We start from the raw sequence: 15042 nt of genomic DNA, 5'->3' as shown, positions 1-15042 counted from the left end.
TTTTTGCGCGGACGGTCCTGTACCCCCTCAGGAGCCGCCGCTTGGGATAAAACCATGAGCACATTCGAATTCCTCTGGCAGGGCATTCTGGTTGCTGCGCAGCCGATCAACCTGCTCTATGCCTTCATCGGCGTGACCCTTGGCACAGCAGTCGGCGTACTGCCGGGTATCGGCCCGGCGCTGACCGTGGCGCTGCTCTTGCCCGCCACCTATAAGCTCGATCCGGGCGGCTCACTCATCATGTTTGCCGGCATCTATTACGGTGGCATGTATGGCGGCTCGACCACCTCTATCCTCCTGAACACGCCAGGCGAAAGCGCCTCGATCGTCACGGCGCTCGAGGGCAACAAGATGGCGCGTGCAGGCCGCGGCGGACCGGCGCTGGCGACGGCGGCCATCGGTTCTTTCGTGGCCGGTCTCATTGCCACGCTCGGCCTTGCCTTCATCGCACCCTATATCGTCAAGCTGGCGCTGGTGTTCGGTCCGCGCGAATATTTCGCGCTGATGGTGCTTGCCTTCGTCACCGTCTCCTCGGCCTTCGGGGATTCGGCGCTACGCGGTCTCACGTCGCTCTTCATCGGCTTTGCGCTTGCCATGGTCGGCATCGACCAGCAGACGGGCCAGGCTCGCCTTTCCTTCGGCATTCCCGACCTGCTCGACGGTATTGAGGTGACGACGCTGGCTGTTGCGATGTTTGCCATCGGCGAGACGCTATACATCGCCGCCCAGGGCAATCGCGGCGAGGACAAGGTGGAAGCGGTCCGTGGCTCGCTCTGGATGAACGCACAGGACTGGGCGCGTTCCTGGAAGCCGTGGCTGCGCGGCACGCTCATCGGCTTCCCCATCGGCGCCATGCCGGCGGGCGGTGCGGAAATCGGCACGTTCCTCTCCTATGCCACGGAAAAGCGGCTGTCGAAGAACCCCGAGGAGTTCGGCCATGGCGCCATCGAAGGCGTTGCCGGTCCGGAGGCTGCCAACAATGCCTCTGCCGCCGGCACGCTGGTGCCGTTGCTGACGCTCGGCCTGCCGACGTCTGCGACGGCGGCGATCATGCTCGCCGGCTTCCAGCAATATGGTCTGCAGCCGGGTCCGCTGCTTTTTGCAACCAACCCGCAGCTCGTCTGGGGTCTCATCGCCAGTCTGCTCATCGCCAATGCGATGCTCCTGGTGCTGAACCTACCGATGATCGGCCTCTGGGTTCGCCTGCTGACGGTTCCGAAGCCGTGGCTTTATGCCGGCATCCTACTGTTTGCGACACTCGGCACCATTGGTGCAAACCCGTCGGTTTTCGAACTCGGCATGCTGCTCGCTTTCGGTGTGCTCGGCTATGTCATGCGCATCTTCGGCTATCCGATCGCGCCTGCCGTCGTCGGCCTCATTCTTGGGCCTCTGGCAGAGCAGCAGCTTCGCAGAGCGCTCTCGATCAGCCAGGGTGATGTGACCACGCTCGTCATGTCACCCATCGCCTGCGGACTGCTGATCGTCGCGGCTGCGGCCTTCCTGATTCCGCTGATCCTGAGATTGCGGGGCCGCGGCCAGGTTCTCTCGCAGCTCGCGGCAAATGAAGACTAAACCAAAAAGACAACCTGACCCCTAATTCAGGCCGGCCGTGGCGACATGGCCGGCCTTTTCTTTGTGATTTGTCACTTTTTGTCGGCATCTGGAAATCCATGCCCCGTAAGTGTGGGAATTATAAAAGAAATTTTCCACATCGCTGAGTTCTGTTCTTTCGCCGGCGAAAGAAATATGCGCTTTTTGCATAGCTGCGGTGATTTCCTGCGCGTTGTAGGTGCATGCAGCTTCCCCCATCTATAGGGGGTCAACCAAAGAGCGAGAGGAAAAGAAGATGTCCGCTTTCAGAAAGTCGATCCACAATGGTTTTCTGGCCCGTGCCTTTGCAGCGCTCGGTGCCGCGAACGCAGTCAGCGCCGCTGTCGAAGGTGGCCGCAAGCCGCGCGCCCGTGACCTGCAGGAGCTTGGTATCGATCCGGTAAGCTTCGGCCGTGTCATCCGGTAAGACGCGGCGAATGCATAGATTGAATATCAAAGTATCTATTGAATGAATGAGCCCGCAACCGTTGGTCGCGGGCTTTGTTTTTTGAGACTATGCGAGCCGCAGCGCCAGACCGCCGCGGCTTTTTGACTATCAGGCGTGCAGGCGCTCCCGCTCGGGGACATCAGCTTCTTTCTGACGTTCCTGCCTGTTGTAGCGGATCGAGGACCAGAGCGAGATGCCGATGAGCGCCGCGCCGCCAAGACCGGTGATGACTTCAGGAATGTGCGTCAAGGTCTGCACATACATGATCACCGAGAGGATCAGGATGGCGTAGAAGGCGCCGTGTTCCAGATAGCGGTATTCGGCAAGCGTTCCCTTTTCCACCAGCATGATCGTCATGGAGCGTACGTACATGGCGCCGATGCCAAGGCCGATGGCGATGATGAACAGGTTCTGCGTCAGCGCGAAAGCGCCGATGACGCCGTCGAAGGAGAAACTGGCATCCAGAACTTCCAAATAGATGAAAGCGCCGAGGCCGCCTTTTGCCGCCTCACTCATCGCACGCTGCGAAGCATCGAGAAGACCGCCGATGACTTCAACCACCAGGAAGGTCACGAGACCGTAGATGGCGCAGTAGACGAAGGTGGTCGCGTCTTCGCCTTCCAGGAGATAGGAGAACAGCAGGATGAGCAGGAGCACGAAGGCGATCTCGATGCCCTTGACGGCGGCCGAACGCGCCATCATCCGCTCCAGCGAGCCGATCCAGTGGACTTCCTTCTCCTGGTTGAAGAAGTAGGAGAGGCCGACCATCATCAGGAAGGTGCCGCCGAAGGCTGCGATCGGCAGATGCGCGTCGTTCATGATGCGGGCATATTCGGCCGGTTCACGCGCCGCCAGTACGAGTGCTTCCCATGGGCCTATCTTTGCCGCGATGGCGACAATTGCCAGCGGAAAGACGATGCGCATGCCGAAAACGGCAATGACGATACCCCATGTCAGGAAGCGCTGCTGCCAGACAGGGGTCATTTCCTTGAGTTTGTTGGCATTGACGATGGCATTGTCGAAGGAGAGCGAAATCTCCAGAACGGCCAGCACGGCGCAGATGAAGAAGATGGTGGCCATGCCACCCAGCGTGCCTGTCGACTGCCAGCCGAGGAATGCGCCGAGCGCGAGGCCGAGCGCGGTGACGATAAAGGCCCAGCGGAAATAGCCGAGCGAGGATTTTTGGGATTGAAGCTGGTTCATGGCTGCACCTCGCAGCCGCAAACCGTTTCTGAAGAGATGGTGAAAGCAGAAAACCGCATACCATCAAGGGCATGCGCGTTTGGCATGGTGAGTTTTTTCATCGATGAAAAATCCGCCGGCTGATTTGCAGGCGGTACCGACATCACGAGAGCGCCGTAAAAACTCTCGCCAGAGGGGCCCGGCACCAGGGTTCCCCCGCAGCCGATGTCTGGATGAGGCGGCGGGTGCATCACTAGGTAGTGATGTTACGGCGCCAGTCAAGATGCCCGTTCGAGCAGAGTTGGCGATTTCTTTGGAACCATGCGGTCCCTCGCTCGTTACGATCTGGCTGAGCCGATGAAAACATCTCAGATACTCTTAAAGGAGGGCGATGATGCATAATTCGACCCATGTTCCCGATAAGCGCACGGAAGCCTCCGACCGCATGAAGCGGGCGAAACCCAACCGTATGCAGAAGGCACAGGTTCTGCCTCCGCATCAGGTGGATCTGACGTTGACGCCGGGGGTTCTCCACGACATTCACGTGCCGGCGCACGTGACCGGCAGCGACCTCTCCAGGGGTGGGCCTGATATCAAGAGCGACGATCCCAACGTCGCTAAGCCCGTTCGCTGAAAACCAGTTCCGCAACCGACAAGCCAGTGAGATACGAATGACGATCAACCTTGTGCCGCGCGATATCTTCATCCAGCACGAAAATGAGTGGCAGGCCGTGCGCGAAGCGGCCGAACGCCGGATCGATGTCGGCAAGCGCCAAACGCCATCCGTGCCGCCGAGTGGACAAACTGCAAAACCCGCTGTTGTACCTTCGGCAGCGCAAGGCTGCTGAGCACATAGCAGAGTTTGAATGATACGCCCGGCCCGGTGCCGGGCGTTTTCGTTTCCGGTGGATTCCTGCTTGGGAAACCGATCCTGGGCTATGCCTTGCCAACCTTTCCGAAAGGATTGAGCAGCGATAATCCGGCCCATTCAAGGGAATCGGATCGATGGCCAAGACAGCGACACGCGGCCGCCGCAAGGCGCCGGCAAGAAGAAAGAACACCGCATCCTCCGGCGGCGCTCTGCCTTGGATGGTGATCGGCCTCGCTGCGGTGGGTACTATTGCCGCCTACGACAACTGGAATAACATCCGCCCGATGCTCGGCAAGGCGCCGGCTGCAATCGTCCGCGATACGGCCGATGCCAAACCGCAGGCAGCCAAGGAGGCGCCGAAGCAGGTTGCCGTTGCGGCACCTGCCGCCAAGCCGCGGCAGACAAACGATCCTGTGCCACCCGCTGCAATCCCCTTCACCTCCTCCGCTCCAGTGCCGACGGCGAAGATCGTGCCAGCCTCCATTTCCCCGGCCGCTTCGGAAACCGCCAAGGCTGCTTTCGGATATTGCGGGCAGGGCGAGCATATCAACTGCGTCGGCGATGCCGGCACCTTCTGGTACAAGGGTGAGAAGATCGTCGTCGCCGATATGGTGAGCCCGGATGTCGACCGCGCGCGCTGCGAAGACGAACGGAAGATCGCCTTTGCCGCCAAATCACGGCTGCTCGCGCTGCTGAATGCAGGTCCGTTCAACATGGATGCCGCCGGCAAGTCGGATGACCGGGGTGCACCGCGCGTCATTTCGCGCGACGGACGCTCCTTCGGTATGCGCCTTATCAACGAGGGCTTGGCGAGGAAGCCGGGATCTGCCTCAGGCTCCTGGTGCGCCTGAGGCCGTCAGTCCAACGATCTCTTATTTTCCACCATTTTTCCGTGCCGGCGCCTTGCCACTGGTGCGGAAGCTGCCCGTAAAGGCCGAATCCTTGCTTTCCGCCGTGCATTCGATGGCTATCGGCTTGCCGGCATAGGGGTTGCCGAAGGTGCAGAAGCCGGCAACCTTCACTTCACCCGTCATCTTGTTGCCGACGCCAGTGGTGACGAGGCTGAGGGGCAGGCGGGCGTTGCCATTGGATGCAGGCTTGATGCCCTTTCCATCGCCCTGGAAGCCCAGCAGCTTGCCTTCAGAGGTGAAGATGAAGGTCACTGTGCCGTTGACCAGTGTAACGCTTGCAAGCTCTCCCTTGCAGCCCTTCGTGGCATCGAATTTGGCGACGACGAGCTTCTGACATTTACCGGAGAGTGCGATGACGCCCGGCGCGCCCGGAAAATTGTCCTCCCCCTGCGCTGCCGCCGCAAAAGCGAGAGTGGAGAAGGCGGCGATGCCAAGCGCTGATAATTTCATTTCGATTCGAACCCCATGTCCTGACGAGGCGAATCAGTGCCTCAGGTCCATTATCGCGCATGGCACGGCTCTGTGTCTGAATTTGGTTTCGGTGCGACCTCTTATCTCCTGTCAGCAGGGATACATTCGCTTGAGCGACGTGAGCAGGACGTAGGGATAAACCTGGAATGTTTCCTCGCCGGTATCTGGGTGCATTTCCAGATATTTCTTCACAATGGCAACATATTCGGCGTTTGAAATCGCGCGGTCCCGCGGTGGGCAGTATAGCCGCGGTTGGCCTGCATCCTTGAGTTCGTCGTTCACAAATAAGAGTGTCAGTCCAGCTGCGCCGATCAGCATTTCGACGACACTCGTCTGCTTGCTTTCCATCAGCGTGCGGAACTTCATATCTTCCTTTGCGGAAGCCGGGCTCGAGCTCAGCACCAACAGCAATATCAATCCAACAGTGATTTTCATGCGCACCCCCAATGAGGGAGAGCGAAACAACATTGCAACCGGTTGGTCAAGCCTTCCCTCGGGGGAAGTCTGCAGGACTGCTTTGTGATTGAATTGCAATGCTGCGCAGGCGTGAGATGATTTGCGAGCCGCAAATCGCCAAAATGAAAAAGGCCTCTCGATTTCTCGAAAGGCCTTGCTTTTCAGCAAATTAGGATGGTGGGCGTGACAGGGATTGAACCTGTGACCCCTACGATGTCAACGTAGTGCTCTCCCGCTGAGCTACACGCCCATCCGATGGCGGCGCATAGATCACAAAACCTCCGGAGCCGTCAATAGGCTTTTTTGAAGTTTTGTGACGAGCCGCCAAGAAGCCTTATGCGGCAAGCATCTTGTTGACCTCGTCCACGAGATCGCGCAGGTGGAAAGGCTTGGAAAGGACCTTCGCATCCTTCGGCGCCTTCGAATCAGGGTTCAATGCAACGGCCGCAAAGCCGGTGATGAACATCACCTTCAGGTCCGGATCGAGTTCGGTCGCGCGGCGTGCCAGCTCGATGCCGTCCATTTCCGGCATGACGATGTCGGTCAGCAACAGCGAGAAGGGCTCCTCACGCAGGCGGTCATAAGCGCTAGCGCCGTTGTCGTAGGAAAGGACCTTGTATCCGGCCTTTTCGAGCGCCTTCACGAGGAAGCGGCGCATGTCGTTGTCGTCTTCGGCGAGAAGTATCTTCTGAGTCATTAATCCGGACCGCTGATCACTGATGTTTTATGAGATACCAGCCATCTACACTAGACTTCGCCCGGTAAACAACCGGTGAAATCGCCCTAGCCGCGACTGCTATCCCCTGTATGTAGTATGGACTTAAGGGCAGGCAACTGGCAACATGGTCGTCACAGCCACTTGATGACATGGTAAAGAGGGCAGAAAGTGCCGGAAATACGCGAATACGAGCTTTTTGAAGTGCATGAGCCCGTGTCGCAGACCATTCCCTTCGTCTACAACTCCCCTCACAGCGGCCGTATTTATCCACCGGAATTCATCGCGCAGTCCCGGCTGGAAGGTATCTCGATACGCCGTTCCGAAGACCACTATGTCGATGAGTTGTTCGGCGCGGCTGTGGATCTCGGCGCGCCGCTGTTGCTTGCGAATTTCCCGCGCGCCTATCTCGACGTCAATCGCGAGCCCTATGAACTCGATCCGCGCATGTTCGACGGGTTGCTGCCGCCCTATGCGAATATCAACTCGCTAAGGGTTGCGGGTGGACTCGGCACCATCCCGCGCATCGTGGCCGAGAATATGGAAATTTATGCACGCCGGCTGCCCGTTCAGGAAGGGCTGGAACGTGTCGAAAGCGTCTACAAGCCCTATCACTCGACGCTGAGGCGGCTGATTGCGCGCACGCATGTGCAGTTTGGTTTCGGTGTTCTGATCGACTGCCATTCCATGCCGGGTAATGTGCGCGTTGCCGGCAGCAATGCGCGGCCCGATTTCATCATCGGCGACCGTTACGGCACCAGCGCTTCGGCTGAGCTGTCGCGCACGGCGATTGGTATCCTTGAGGAAATGGGTTTTGCGGCGATCCGCAACAAACCCTATGCCGGCGGTTTCATCACCGAGCACTACGGCCGCCCGTCACGCGGGCTTCATGCGTTGCAGATCGAAGTGAATCGCTCGATCTATGTCGACGAAGTGACATTGGAGAGGCGTTCCGATTTTTCCACCGTCGTAACGGCGATTACATCCTTCATGCAGCAGATGGCTGACTATGTCGAGAAGTTCGCTGGCGACCACCGGGCGCTTGCAGCCGAGTAACTCCTGCTTTCAGATCAAAAAAAACCGCGCTTTGTCAGCGCGGCTAAGTCTAGGGAGGAAACACCCAAGGAGGGTATTTACAGTCAGAAGACTGTAGGTCGGAAACTACTGCTGCATTGCACAAATGTCAAGCAATATATTGCGCTGCAAAATCTTTAGGCAGCCAACCGGAAATTGCCTGTTGCATTTGCATTCCACCGGTTTTTCGCTATGAAAAACGCCATCTCCCGCCAGCTATATGGATTTCTCCATGCTTCCTGACCGTGCGTTCTTCAACCGTCTCGCCGAAGCTGCCAAGGCGGAAACCCTGCCGCGATTTCGCTCCAGCATCGATGTGACCAACAAGCTGTCATCGGGTTTTGATCCCGTCACGGAAGGCGACAGGGCGGCGGAGACGGCCATTCGCGCGCTGATCGAGGCGCATTTCCCCGAACACGGTATTTTGGGCGAAGAGCACGGCAGTGTCGGCCTTGACCGAGAACATGTGTGGGTGATCGACCCGATCGACGGCACGCGCGCCTTCATCTCCGGCGTCCCGGTCTGGGGAACGCTGATCGGCCTGCAGAAGAACGGCCGGGCGGTTGCCGGCATGATCGAACAACCCTTCACCGGCGAGCGTTATTTCGGCGACGAGAATGGTTCGACTTATAGCGGGCCCGAAGGCGAGCGCCGGCTGCAGGTACGCGATTGCGGAACGGTGTCCAAAGCCATCCTTTTCACCACCTCGCCGCATCTCTTCGTTGGCGAGGAAATGGAGAAGTATCGGGAGATCGAAAGCCAGGTTCGGCTCTTCCGGTACGGCTGCGATTGTTACGCCTACGCACTGCTGGCGGCAGGCCATGTCGATCTCGTCATCGAAAACAACCTCAAGCCCTATGATGTCGGCGGGATCATCCCCGTTATCGAGGGCGCCGGCGGCATCATGACCACCTGGGATGGCGGGCGGCCGGAAAACGGCGGCTCGATCATCGCTGCCGGCAGCAGGACGGTCTACGAGGAGGCGATCGCCATTCTCCAGCGCTAAAGCATGTCGCGCAAAAGTGTGCAGCGGTCTTGCGATAACGACATGCGTAAAATCGCAGCTTCAGACGCCGATCGCCGTCACTTCCTCGGTCGCTTCGGCATCGCTACCGGGAATGAAGGCGTTAAAGGCGGCAAGGGCTGCGGTGCGATACATATCCCTTTCCTGGAATATCTCGTGGCGGGCGCCATTGATCGGCACGAGCTGACCGGCGCGGAAGTAGCGCGAAAGCCGCTCCTGCGCCGTATAAGGCACCAGGCCATCGCGTGTCGGTGCGATGACGACAGAGGGGATGGTGATCGAAAAGAGATGGTAGGGCTCCGTCACCCGATCGATCGCCTTCATGCACTCATGCATCCACCGCGCAGTCGGCGCTCCCAGCGCAAGTTCCGGATGTGACTTCACCACGGCAATGTTGCGCTCGAAGCGCGTTTCGTCCGACGTAAGCAGATTATCGGGGAATTGCAGCTCCTTCATTTTTCCGAGCGGCAGGCCGCCGAGGCCGATGGCGCAGAGCGCGGCCGAAATCGTCCGGATGACACCCTCAGACGCAGATTGCCCGCTGAGGCCGAGGAAGGGTGCCGAAAGCACCATGCGCTCGATGCGTGTCGAAAGGTAGGGGGCGGCGGAAAGGGCGATCAGCGCGCCGGTGGAATGGGCAAGCAGATAGAAGGGCAGGCGCGTATCCGGCAGCACGACCTTCTCGAGGAAGGTATCGAGGTCACGCTCGTAATCCGCAAAGCGGCGGATGTGGCCATGGTTGCGCTTCTTGATCAGCCTGGGCGAGCCGCCCTGGCCGCGCAGGTCGAAGGTCGCGACCCAGAGGCCCTTGGCGGTGAGATCGCGGATCGTCTCGAAATACTTTTCGATGCATTCGCTGCGCCCGTGCAGGAGGACCACCGTTCCATGGGCGATCGGTGTCTGCGACCGGAAGACGGCGTAACGCAACCTATGGCCGTCGTGGGTCTCGAAAAAACCTTCGGTGCGGTTCTCCGGCGTCGGATTGTCTGGGGTCGAGTAAAGAACCTGTTCCATAGGCAGAATGTTTCTTCGCGTGAGAGATATACTAGGGGATACCGCAGGGGCCAGGAAAATCAACCGCCAAATTGCCGCTTAATATAAGCTAACTATAATACATTAAGATCTTTCTATATGGCAAGCTTCGCGAAAGCAGAGACACGCTATGGTTAGTGCGAACGAAAGATTTGTTCCGGCATGAGGCCGGTTATCCGCACGTTCATGACTGAAGATTGGGGCGCCGGGAGGCTGGCCATGAATTCGGTTTCTTCCGTCGGGTCTGTCAATTCCGGCGTCCGCCAATCAACCGGTCCGGAGCGGCCGGAGTCCGTTCTCGACTATCTACAGTCGGATTATCTCGATATCGATCCGCCGGAAGCGCATCTGGCGATCCTGAAGCTTTTCAGCGACAATCCGAAGTCACAGGCAGCTTTCGCGCGGGAATATGCTGCACTCATGGCAATGCCGCAGAATTCCGGCATCTCACCGGAAAATGGCCAGTTTCTCGCGCTCGAGCAGATGATCATTGATAACCGCGACGCCTTTCCGGCAGCGGGGTTCACGATCAGCACGAAGCTGCCGGGCGGCGGTTCCATCGTTGCCGAAGTGCCGCCCTCAAACAGCGGCGGCAAGGAGAGCGGCAGTCCTTTTTCGATATTTTCGAGCAGCGATTCAGCCGCGTTGTCGCGCATCATCAGCGCTCTCATGCTCAGTCATCAGGATGCCGCGGCTGACAGGCTGGATGCGACGCAGGATCAGTTTGCAGAGCTTTATGCCTGAAGAAAAGAGGCCGGCGGAGCTGAGGGAGCCCTTGGCCGGCCGAATTTAGGCTGAAGAAGAAGGGACGATACACTTCAACCTTCGGGCTAGTGTCACCCGATGTTTTATCTCTGGACCTCAGCGCCTGAACCTTTGCCGAACCCGTCGTTCATACAGGGTTCACGGAGCAATGCGGGTGCTTTGAAGAAGGCCTTGAAGTCTCAGAAAGCCATCCCCATCTGAACTTTGCGGACGCCAGAAGGGTCCGCGCAACCGTCCCGAAGCCGCCAAGAGTGGGGTTTCAGGGCATGATATCGCAACACGTCGCTTCCCTAGGAGGACATCATGCGTCACGTAGACTTCTCTCCCCTTTATCGTTCCACTGTCGGTTTCGACCGTCTCTTTACCATGCTCGACAGCCTCTCCCAGCCGGAGCAGGTTCCGAGTTATCCGCCGTACAATATCGAGCGGACCGGTGAGAACACCTATCGCATCACGATGGCCGTTGCCGGCTTTGATGAAACCGAACTCTCCATTGAATCGCATGCCCACGCGCTCATCGTGAAGGGTGAAAAGCGTGAAGAAAATGCCGATGGTAGCGAGTTCCTGTATCGCGGCATCGCAAAGCGCGCCTTCGAGCGCCGCTTCCAGCTTGCCGATCATGTCGAAGTGACCGCCGCTTCGCTGAAGAACGGCCTCCTGCACATCGACCTTCTGCGGAGCATCCCGGAGGCTCTGAAGCCCCGCAAGATTGCTATTGCTGCTGAGCCGGTCGATACTCCGAAGGCCATCGAAGCGCAGGTCGTCAACAGCTAATCCGATTTAACGGATCAGACGCGAACGGCGCCCGAGAGGGCGCCGTTTTTGTTTGTCTTTGTGTTTGTTGGAGGAGGCCTTTGGCTGGGGTCAGGCCGGGCTGGCGGCTTCTTCCAACTGCTTTTCGGTGGCCCGGCGCGCTGCAGCGGCTGCATATTTCTGGGCGATAACGGCGCAGACCATCAGCTGGATCTGATGGAAGAGCATCAGCGGCAGCACGATTGCCCCAATCGACTGGCCGGCGAAGATGACGTTTGCCATCGGAACGCCGCTTGCGAGGCTCTTCTTCGAGCCGCAGAAGGTGATGGTGATTTCATCGGCCTTGTTGAAGCCCAGCCAGCGGCTGCCATACATGGTGATGATCAAAACGACGGCCAGCAGCACCATGTCGGCGATGATGACGGCGGCGATGTCGGCTATCGTGAAGGTATGCCACAGTCCTTCGACAACCGCCGTCGAGAAGGCCAGATAGACGACCATCAGGATGGAGCCGCGATCGACGGGCATGAGAATCTTCTTCTTCGAGCGGATCCATTCGCCGATCCAGGGCTGGAGGATCTGGCCTACGACGAAGGGGGCCAGAAGCTGGAGCAGGATCTGTTCGAGTGCATCGAAGGAAAAGCCGCCATGGCCGCCGACCGAGAAGAGCAGGCCGACGAGCAGCGGCGTCAGGAACATGCCGAAGATGTTGGAGGCCGAAGCCGAGCAGATCGCCGCCGGCACGTTGCCGCCGGCCATCGAGGTGAAGGCGATCGAGGACTGCACCGTCGACGGCAGCACGCAGAGGAAGAGAATGCCGAAATAAAGCGGCTGCGGCAGGATCGAATTCGGAATGAAGCCCATCGCCAGGCCAAGAATCGGGAAGATGCCGAAGGTCGTCAGCAGGATGATCAAATGTAGACGCCAATGCAGCAGGCCGGCGATGACGACATCACGAGAGAGGCGTGCGCCATGCAGGAAGAACAGCAGCGCGATCGCGAAATCGGTCGCCACGCCAAACCAGCCGGCGAACGTGCCGCTCGCCGGGAAGATCGAGGCGAGTATGACGGTGCAGACGAGCAGGATCGTGAAGGTATCGGGCAAAAAGCGGCGCATGACAGTCTCGCTGGATAAATGAGTCATTGTTTTGTCGCTCATTATGATCCAGGATGCAAGGAATAACAGTTATTACAAATCTGGATCATCCTCATGCTCGACCTTTCGCAGCTTCGCAGTTTCGTCACCGTCGAGCAAATGGGCAGCTTCACGCTTGCCGCCGAAAGGCTGGAGCTCGGACAATCGACAGTCAGTCAGCACATACAAAGGCTGGAAACCTCGCTCGGGCGCCGGCTGCTGGAGCGCGATACGCACAAGGTCGTGCTGACCGGTGATGGCGAGGCCTTGCTTTCGCATGCCCGCGCCATGCTGTCGATCGAAGGGCAGGTACAGTCGCTGTTCAGGAGCGGCAGCCTGCGCGGACGCCTGCGGTTGGGCGTCTCCGAGGATTTCGTGACAAGCCAATTGCCGGCGGTTCTGGAAGACTTCGTGCGTTCACATCCCTCGGTCGATCTGGAATTGACGGTCGCGCTGTCGGGCGTGCTCTATGAAATGCAGGATGCGGAAGCGATCGACCTCGTACTTGCCAAGCGGCGGCTTGGTGACGTGCACGGGCGGCTGGTCTATCGCGAGCCGCTGGTGTGGTTGGCGCGTGATCCGGAGCATGTACTTGCATCCGGTCCGCTTCCCTTGATCGCTTTCCCGCCGCCGAGCGTCACGCGTGCCATTGCACTGGAAGCACTCGGCCGTCACGGCGTAGCCTGGCGCATCGTTTGCACCTGCGGGAGTTTGAGCGGGCTGACGGCTGCTGCGCGTGCCGGCATGGGAGTGCTCGTCCAGCCGCGCAGCATGGCGCCCGCGGGATTGAAGGAAATCGCCTCTGGCAGATTGCCGGTGCTGGAGGATGTGGAATTTGTACTCGTACCGCGAAAGGGGGCCGATCAGGCGCTCGTGGCGGCACTTTCCGATGATATTTTGAAGAAGGTCAGGGGTTTGCGGTCGGCCTGAACACCTTCAATCAAATCCCGCCGGAGCGGGCGGGATTTTATTTTTCGAAATCAGAACTCTACGACAAAAACGCACTGGTGGCGCGGACCGCAGTAGCGGCCGGAACACAGGCTCTTTCGGACAAGCGTTCCGGCAGTTGCGAAATCAGGCAGAGAGGCACTTCAGGAAGCCGTCGACATCGGCTTCGGTCGTTGCAAAGCTGGTGACGAGACGGACCAGCGTTTCGCTCTCCGAAGCGAGGTCCGGCATGCCGGCCGGGATCGGCCACTCGTAGAATTTTGCGCCTTTGTCCTCAGCCGTCTTTGCTGCTGATTTCTGAATGACTGCGAAAACTTCGTTTGAAGCGGTCGGCCAAACGAGCCGAGCCGAGTTGCTGGCCCCGATACCGGCGCGCAGACCGTCGGCCATGCCGTTGGAGTGGCGGGCGAGATCGAGCCAAAGGCCGTTTTCGAAATAGGCATCGAACTGGGCGGAGATGAAGCGCGACTTGGAGAAGAGCTGGGCGGCGCGCTTGCGGATGAAGGGCATTTGCTTCGCCTGATCCGGATTGAAGAAGACGATCGCTTCCGCGCACCAGCAGCCGTTCTTGGTGCCGCCAAAGGAGAGGATGTCGACGCCACGTTTCCATGTCATTTCGGCAGGCGTTGCGTTCAGTGCGACGAGCGCATTGGCGAAGCGGGCGCCATCCATGTGCAGAGGCAGATTGCGCTTCCTGGCGATGGCGGAAATTTCGCCGATTTCCGGCAGCGAGTAGACAGTGCCGATTTCGGTCGCCTGGGTAATGGTAACAGCGCTGGCGCGGCCGTGATGGACGGCATCCTCGGGGAAGGCGGCAATCTTTGCGGAGAGTGCGGCCGGGTCGATCTTGCCGAAATCGCCGGCGACCGGCATCAGCCGAGAAGAACCGGAGAAGAACTCGGGGGCGCCGCATTCGTCCTGGATCGCATGGGCTTCCTGATGGCAGAAAGTGATGCCGCCGGGGCGCTGTACGCTCGCGAGCGAGAGCGAGTTGGCGGCTGTGCCTGTCGCCACGAAGAAGACCGAGACCTCACGCTCGAAGATTTCAGAGAAGCGAGCTTCCACCTTTTTGTCGAGGTCGCTATTGCCATAGGCGGCAGCGTATCCGGGGGATTCAGCCAACAGGCGCTCGGCAATGGATTTATGGGCGCCAGCCCAGTTATCGGAAGCAAAAAACATGGGAGAAACCATTGGAAAGATGGGGCAGGAGGTTCGGACGGGGACATTACGCCAAAGCTTAACAGGATCAAGGGCGGAAGTCGGGATGCATCACAGAAATTGAACTGCGCAATCAATAAACAAAATAATGCAGTGTTGTGTAATTTTATGTCGCGCTTTTCGCTGATTTGGCAATCTTCCGTCGTAAATTGACGTTTTTTTAAGAGGACACTCTTGCGAAGAGGAACTGTTTCTGGCATTGAGCTGATGAACTAGGACAGGGTTGCTGTCCTATTTTGGCCTTCCCGGCCGAAGAGGCGCCGAAAGCCCTGGCACAGAGCGGCTTTCACGCTATAGTTCTTTCGAGCGCCAAAGCCTTCACATGGCGGCGCGCGGAGGCGAATGGCAGGCGCGGAACGCGACGGTTTGCTTTCCTTGAGAAGCAGTTGTCTGCGATCGGATCTTCACAATGCAACAGCGCTGTCACGCGCCGGACCTATCTTCAGGGTG

19 protein-coding genes and 1 tRNA gene are annotated in these 15042 nt (G+C 58.8%); 11 read left to right on the top strand and 9 right to left on the bottom strand.

Annotated elements, in window-relative coordinates:
• Positions 1-54: 54 nt before the first annotated feature.
• Entirely contained in the window at positions 55-1572 is a 1518-nt protein-coding gene (locus tag AC1D35_RS04325; RefSeq protein ID WP_113310325.1) for a tripartite tricarboxylate transporter permease, read from the top strand.
• A 21-nt stretch (positions 1573-1593) separates the two neighbouring features.
• Here the strand turns inward: AC1D35_RS04325 and AC1D35_RS04320 are convergent, their stop codons facing one another.
• A complete protein-coding gene (locus AC1D35_RS04320) occupies positions 1594-1809 on the bottom strand; it encodes a hypothetical protein (protein ID WP_162748556.1) in 216 nt (71 codons plus the stop codon).
• A 37-nt stretch (positions 1810-1846) separates the two neighbouring features.
• Here AC1D35_RS04320 and AC1D35_RS04315 point away from each other — a divergent pair, with 37 nt between their 5' ends.
• Positions 1847-2017: a hypothetical protein gene (locus tag AC1D35_RS04315; RefSeq protein WP_007822797.1), complete on the top strand. Its 171-nt coding sequence runs from the start codon at positions 1847-1849 to the stop codon at positions 2015-2017.
• Positions 2018-2146: 129 nt separating this feature from the next.
• On the opposite strand, the gene AC1D35_RS04310 is transcribed toward AC1D35_RS04315, so the two are convergent.
• Positions 2147-3241, bottom strand: coding sequence for a DUF475 domain-containing protein (locus AC1D35_RS04310; RefSeq protein WP_113310324.1), 1095 nt, complete (start codon positions 3239-3241; stop codon positions 2147-2149).
• Between AC1D35_RS04310 and AC1D35_RS04305 the strand changes: the two genes are divergently transcribed.
• The 4 genes from AC1D35_RS04305 (at position 3227) to AC1D35_RS04290 (ending at position 4942) form a co-directional block, all read left to right on the top strand.
• Entirely contained in the window at positions 3227-3364 is a 138-nt protein-coding gene (locus AC1D35_RS04305; protein WP_162748555.1) for a hypothetical protein, read from the top strand. The genes AC1D35_RS04310 and AC1D35_RS04305 overlap by 15 nt on opposite strands.
• Before the next feature lie 247 nt (positions 3365-3611).
• Positions 3612-3854, top strand: coding sequence for a hypothetical protein (locus AC1D35_RS04300; RefSeq protein ID WP_113296050.1), 243 nt, complete (start codon positions 3612-3614; stop codon positions 3852-3854).
• Between the two features lie 37 nt (positions 3855-3891).
• Positions 3892-4068, top strand: a complete 177-nt coding sequence (locus AC1D35_RS04295; RefSeq protein ID WP_477832661.1) for a hypothetical protein — start codon at positions 3892-3894, stop codon at positions 4066-4068.
• A 157-nt stretch (positions 4069-4225) separates the two neighbouring features.
• On the top strand, positions 4226-4942 hold the full coding sequence (locus AC1D35_RS04290) for a hypothetical protein (protein WP_113310323.1): 717 nt from the start codon (positions 4226-4228) through the stop codon (positions 4940-4942).
• Positions 4943-4963: 21 nt separating this feature from the next.
• Here AC1D35_RS04290 and AC1D35_RS04285 read toward each other — a convergent pair whose 3' ends face one another.
• From AC1D35_RS04285 to cpdR1, 4 genes are all read right to left on the bottom strand, one after another.
• A complete protein-coding gene (locus tag AC1D35_RS04285; RefSeq protein ID WP_113310322.1) occupies positions 4964-5452 on the bottom strand; it encodes a hypothetical protein in 489 nt (162 codons plus the stop codon).
• Positions 5453-5563: 111 nt separating this feature from the next.
• Positions 5564-5908 (bottom strand): Rap1a family protein, encoded by a 345-nt coding sequence (locus tag AC1D35_RS04280; protein WP_162747040.1) that lies wholly within the window; start codon positions 5906-5908, stop codon positions 5564-5566.
• 196 nt (positions 5909-6104) lie between these two features.
• A tRNA-Val gene (locus AC1D35_RS04275) sits at positions 6105-6179 on the bottom strand.
• An 84-nt stretch (positions 6180-6263) separates the two neighbouring features.
• A complete protein-coding gene (gene cpdR1 / locus AC1D35_RS04270) occupies positions 6264-6626 on the bottom strand; it encodes a response regulator CpdR1 (protein WP_003542883.1) in 363 nt (120 codons plus the stop codon).
• Positions 6627-6815: 189 nt separating this feature from the next.
• On the opposite strand from cpdR1, the gene AC1D35_RS04265 reads away from it, so the two are divergent.
• Positions 6816-7700, top strand: coding sequence for an N-formylglutamate amidohydrolase (locus tag AC1D35_RS04265; RefSeq protein WP_113310321.1), 885 nt, complete (start codon positions 6816-6818; stop codon positions 7698-7700).
• Positions 7701-7950: 250 nt separating this feature from the next.
• Positions 7951-8724: a histidinol-phosphatase gene (gene hisN, locus AC1D35_RS04260; protein WP_113310405.1), complete on the top strand. Its 774-nt coding sequence runs from the start codon at positions 7951-7953 to the stop codon at positions 8722-8724.
• Between the two features lie 60 nt (positions 8725-8784).
• On the opposite strand, the gene AC1D35_RS04255 is transcribed toward hisN, so the two are convergent.
• On the bottom strand, positions 8785-9756 hold the full coding sequence (locus AC1D35_RS04255; RefSeq protein WP_113310320.1) for an alpha/beta hydrolase: 972 nt from the start codon (positions 9754-9756) through the stop codon (positions 8785-8787).
• A gap of 237 nt (positions 9757-9993) precedes the next feature.
• Between AC1D35_RS04255 and AC1D35_RS04250 the strand changes: the two genes are divergently transcribed.
• The gene (locus AC1D35_RS04250) at positions 9994-10518 is read left to right on the top strand and encodes a hypothetical protein (protein ID WP_113296056.1); all 525 of its coding nucleotides are present in this window, start codon (positions 9994-9996) and stop codon (positions 10516-10518) included.
• 324 nt (positions 10519-10842) lie between these two features.
• A complete protein-coding gene (locus AC1D35_RS04245; RefSeq protein WP_113310319.1) occupies positions 10843-11313 on the top strand; it encodes an Hsp20 family protein in 471 nt (156 codons plus the stop codon).
• A gap of 90 nt (positions 11314-11403) precedes the next feature.
• On the opposite strand, the gene AC1D35_RS04240 is transcribed toward AC1D35_RS04245, so the two are convergent.
• Positions 11404-12450 (bottom strand): bile acid:sodium symporter family protein, encoded by a 1047-nt coding sequence (locus tag AC1D35_RS04240; RefSeq protein ID WP_113310318.1) that lies wholly within the window; start codon positions 12448-12450, stop codon positions 11404-11406.
• Positions 12451-12501: 51 nt separating this feature from the next.
• On the opposite strand from AC1D35_RS04240, the gene AC1D35_RS04235 reads away from it, so the two are divergent.
• Positions 12502-13356, top strand: coding sequence for a LysR family transcriptional regulator (locus AC1D35_RS04235; protein ID WP_113310317.1), 855 nt, complete (start codon positions 12502-12504; stop codon positions 13354-13356).
• Between the two features lie 144 nt (positions 13357-13500).
• On the opposite strand, the gene AC1D35_RS04230 is transcribed toward AC1D35_RS04235, so the two are convergent.
• A complete protein-coding gene (locus tag AC1D35_RS04230; protein WP_477938238.1) occupies positions 13501-14553 on the bottom strand; it encodes a threonine aldolase family protein in 1053 nt (350 codons plus the stop codon).
• Positions 14554-15042 lie beyond the last annotated feature (489 nt).

The sequence above is a fragment of the Rhizobium sp. P1_E6 genome, from assembly GCF_056405875.1.
This window is presented reverse-complemented; position numbering and strand designations above follow the sequence as displayed.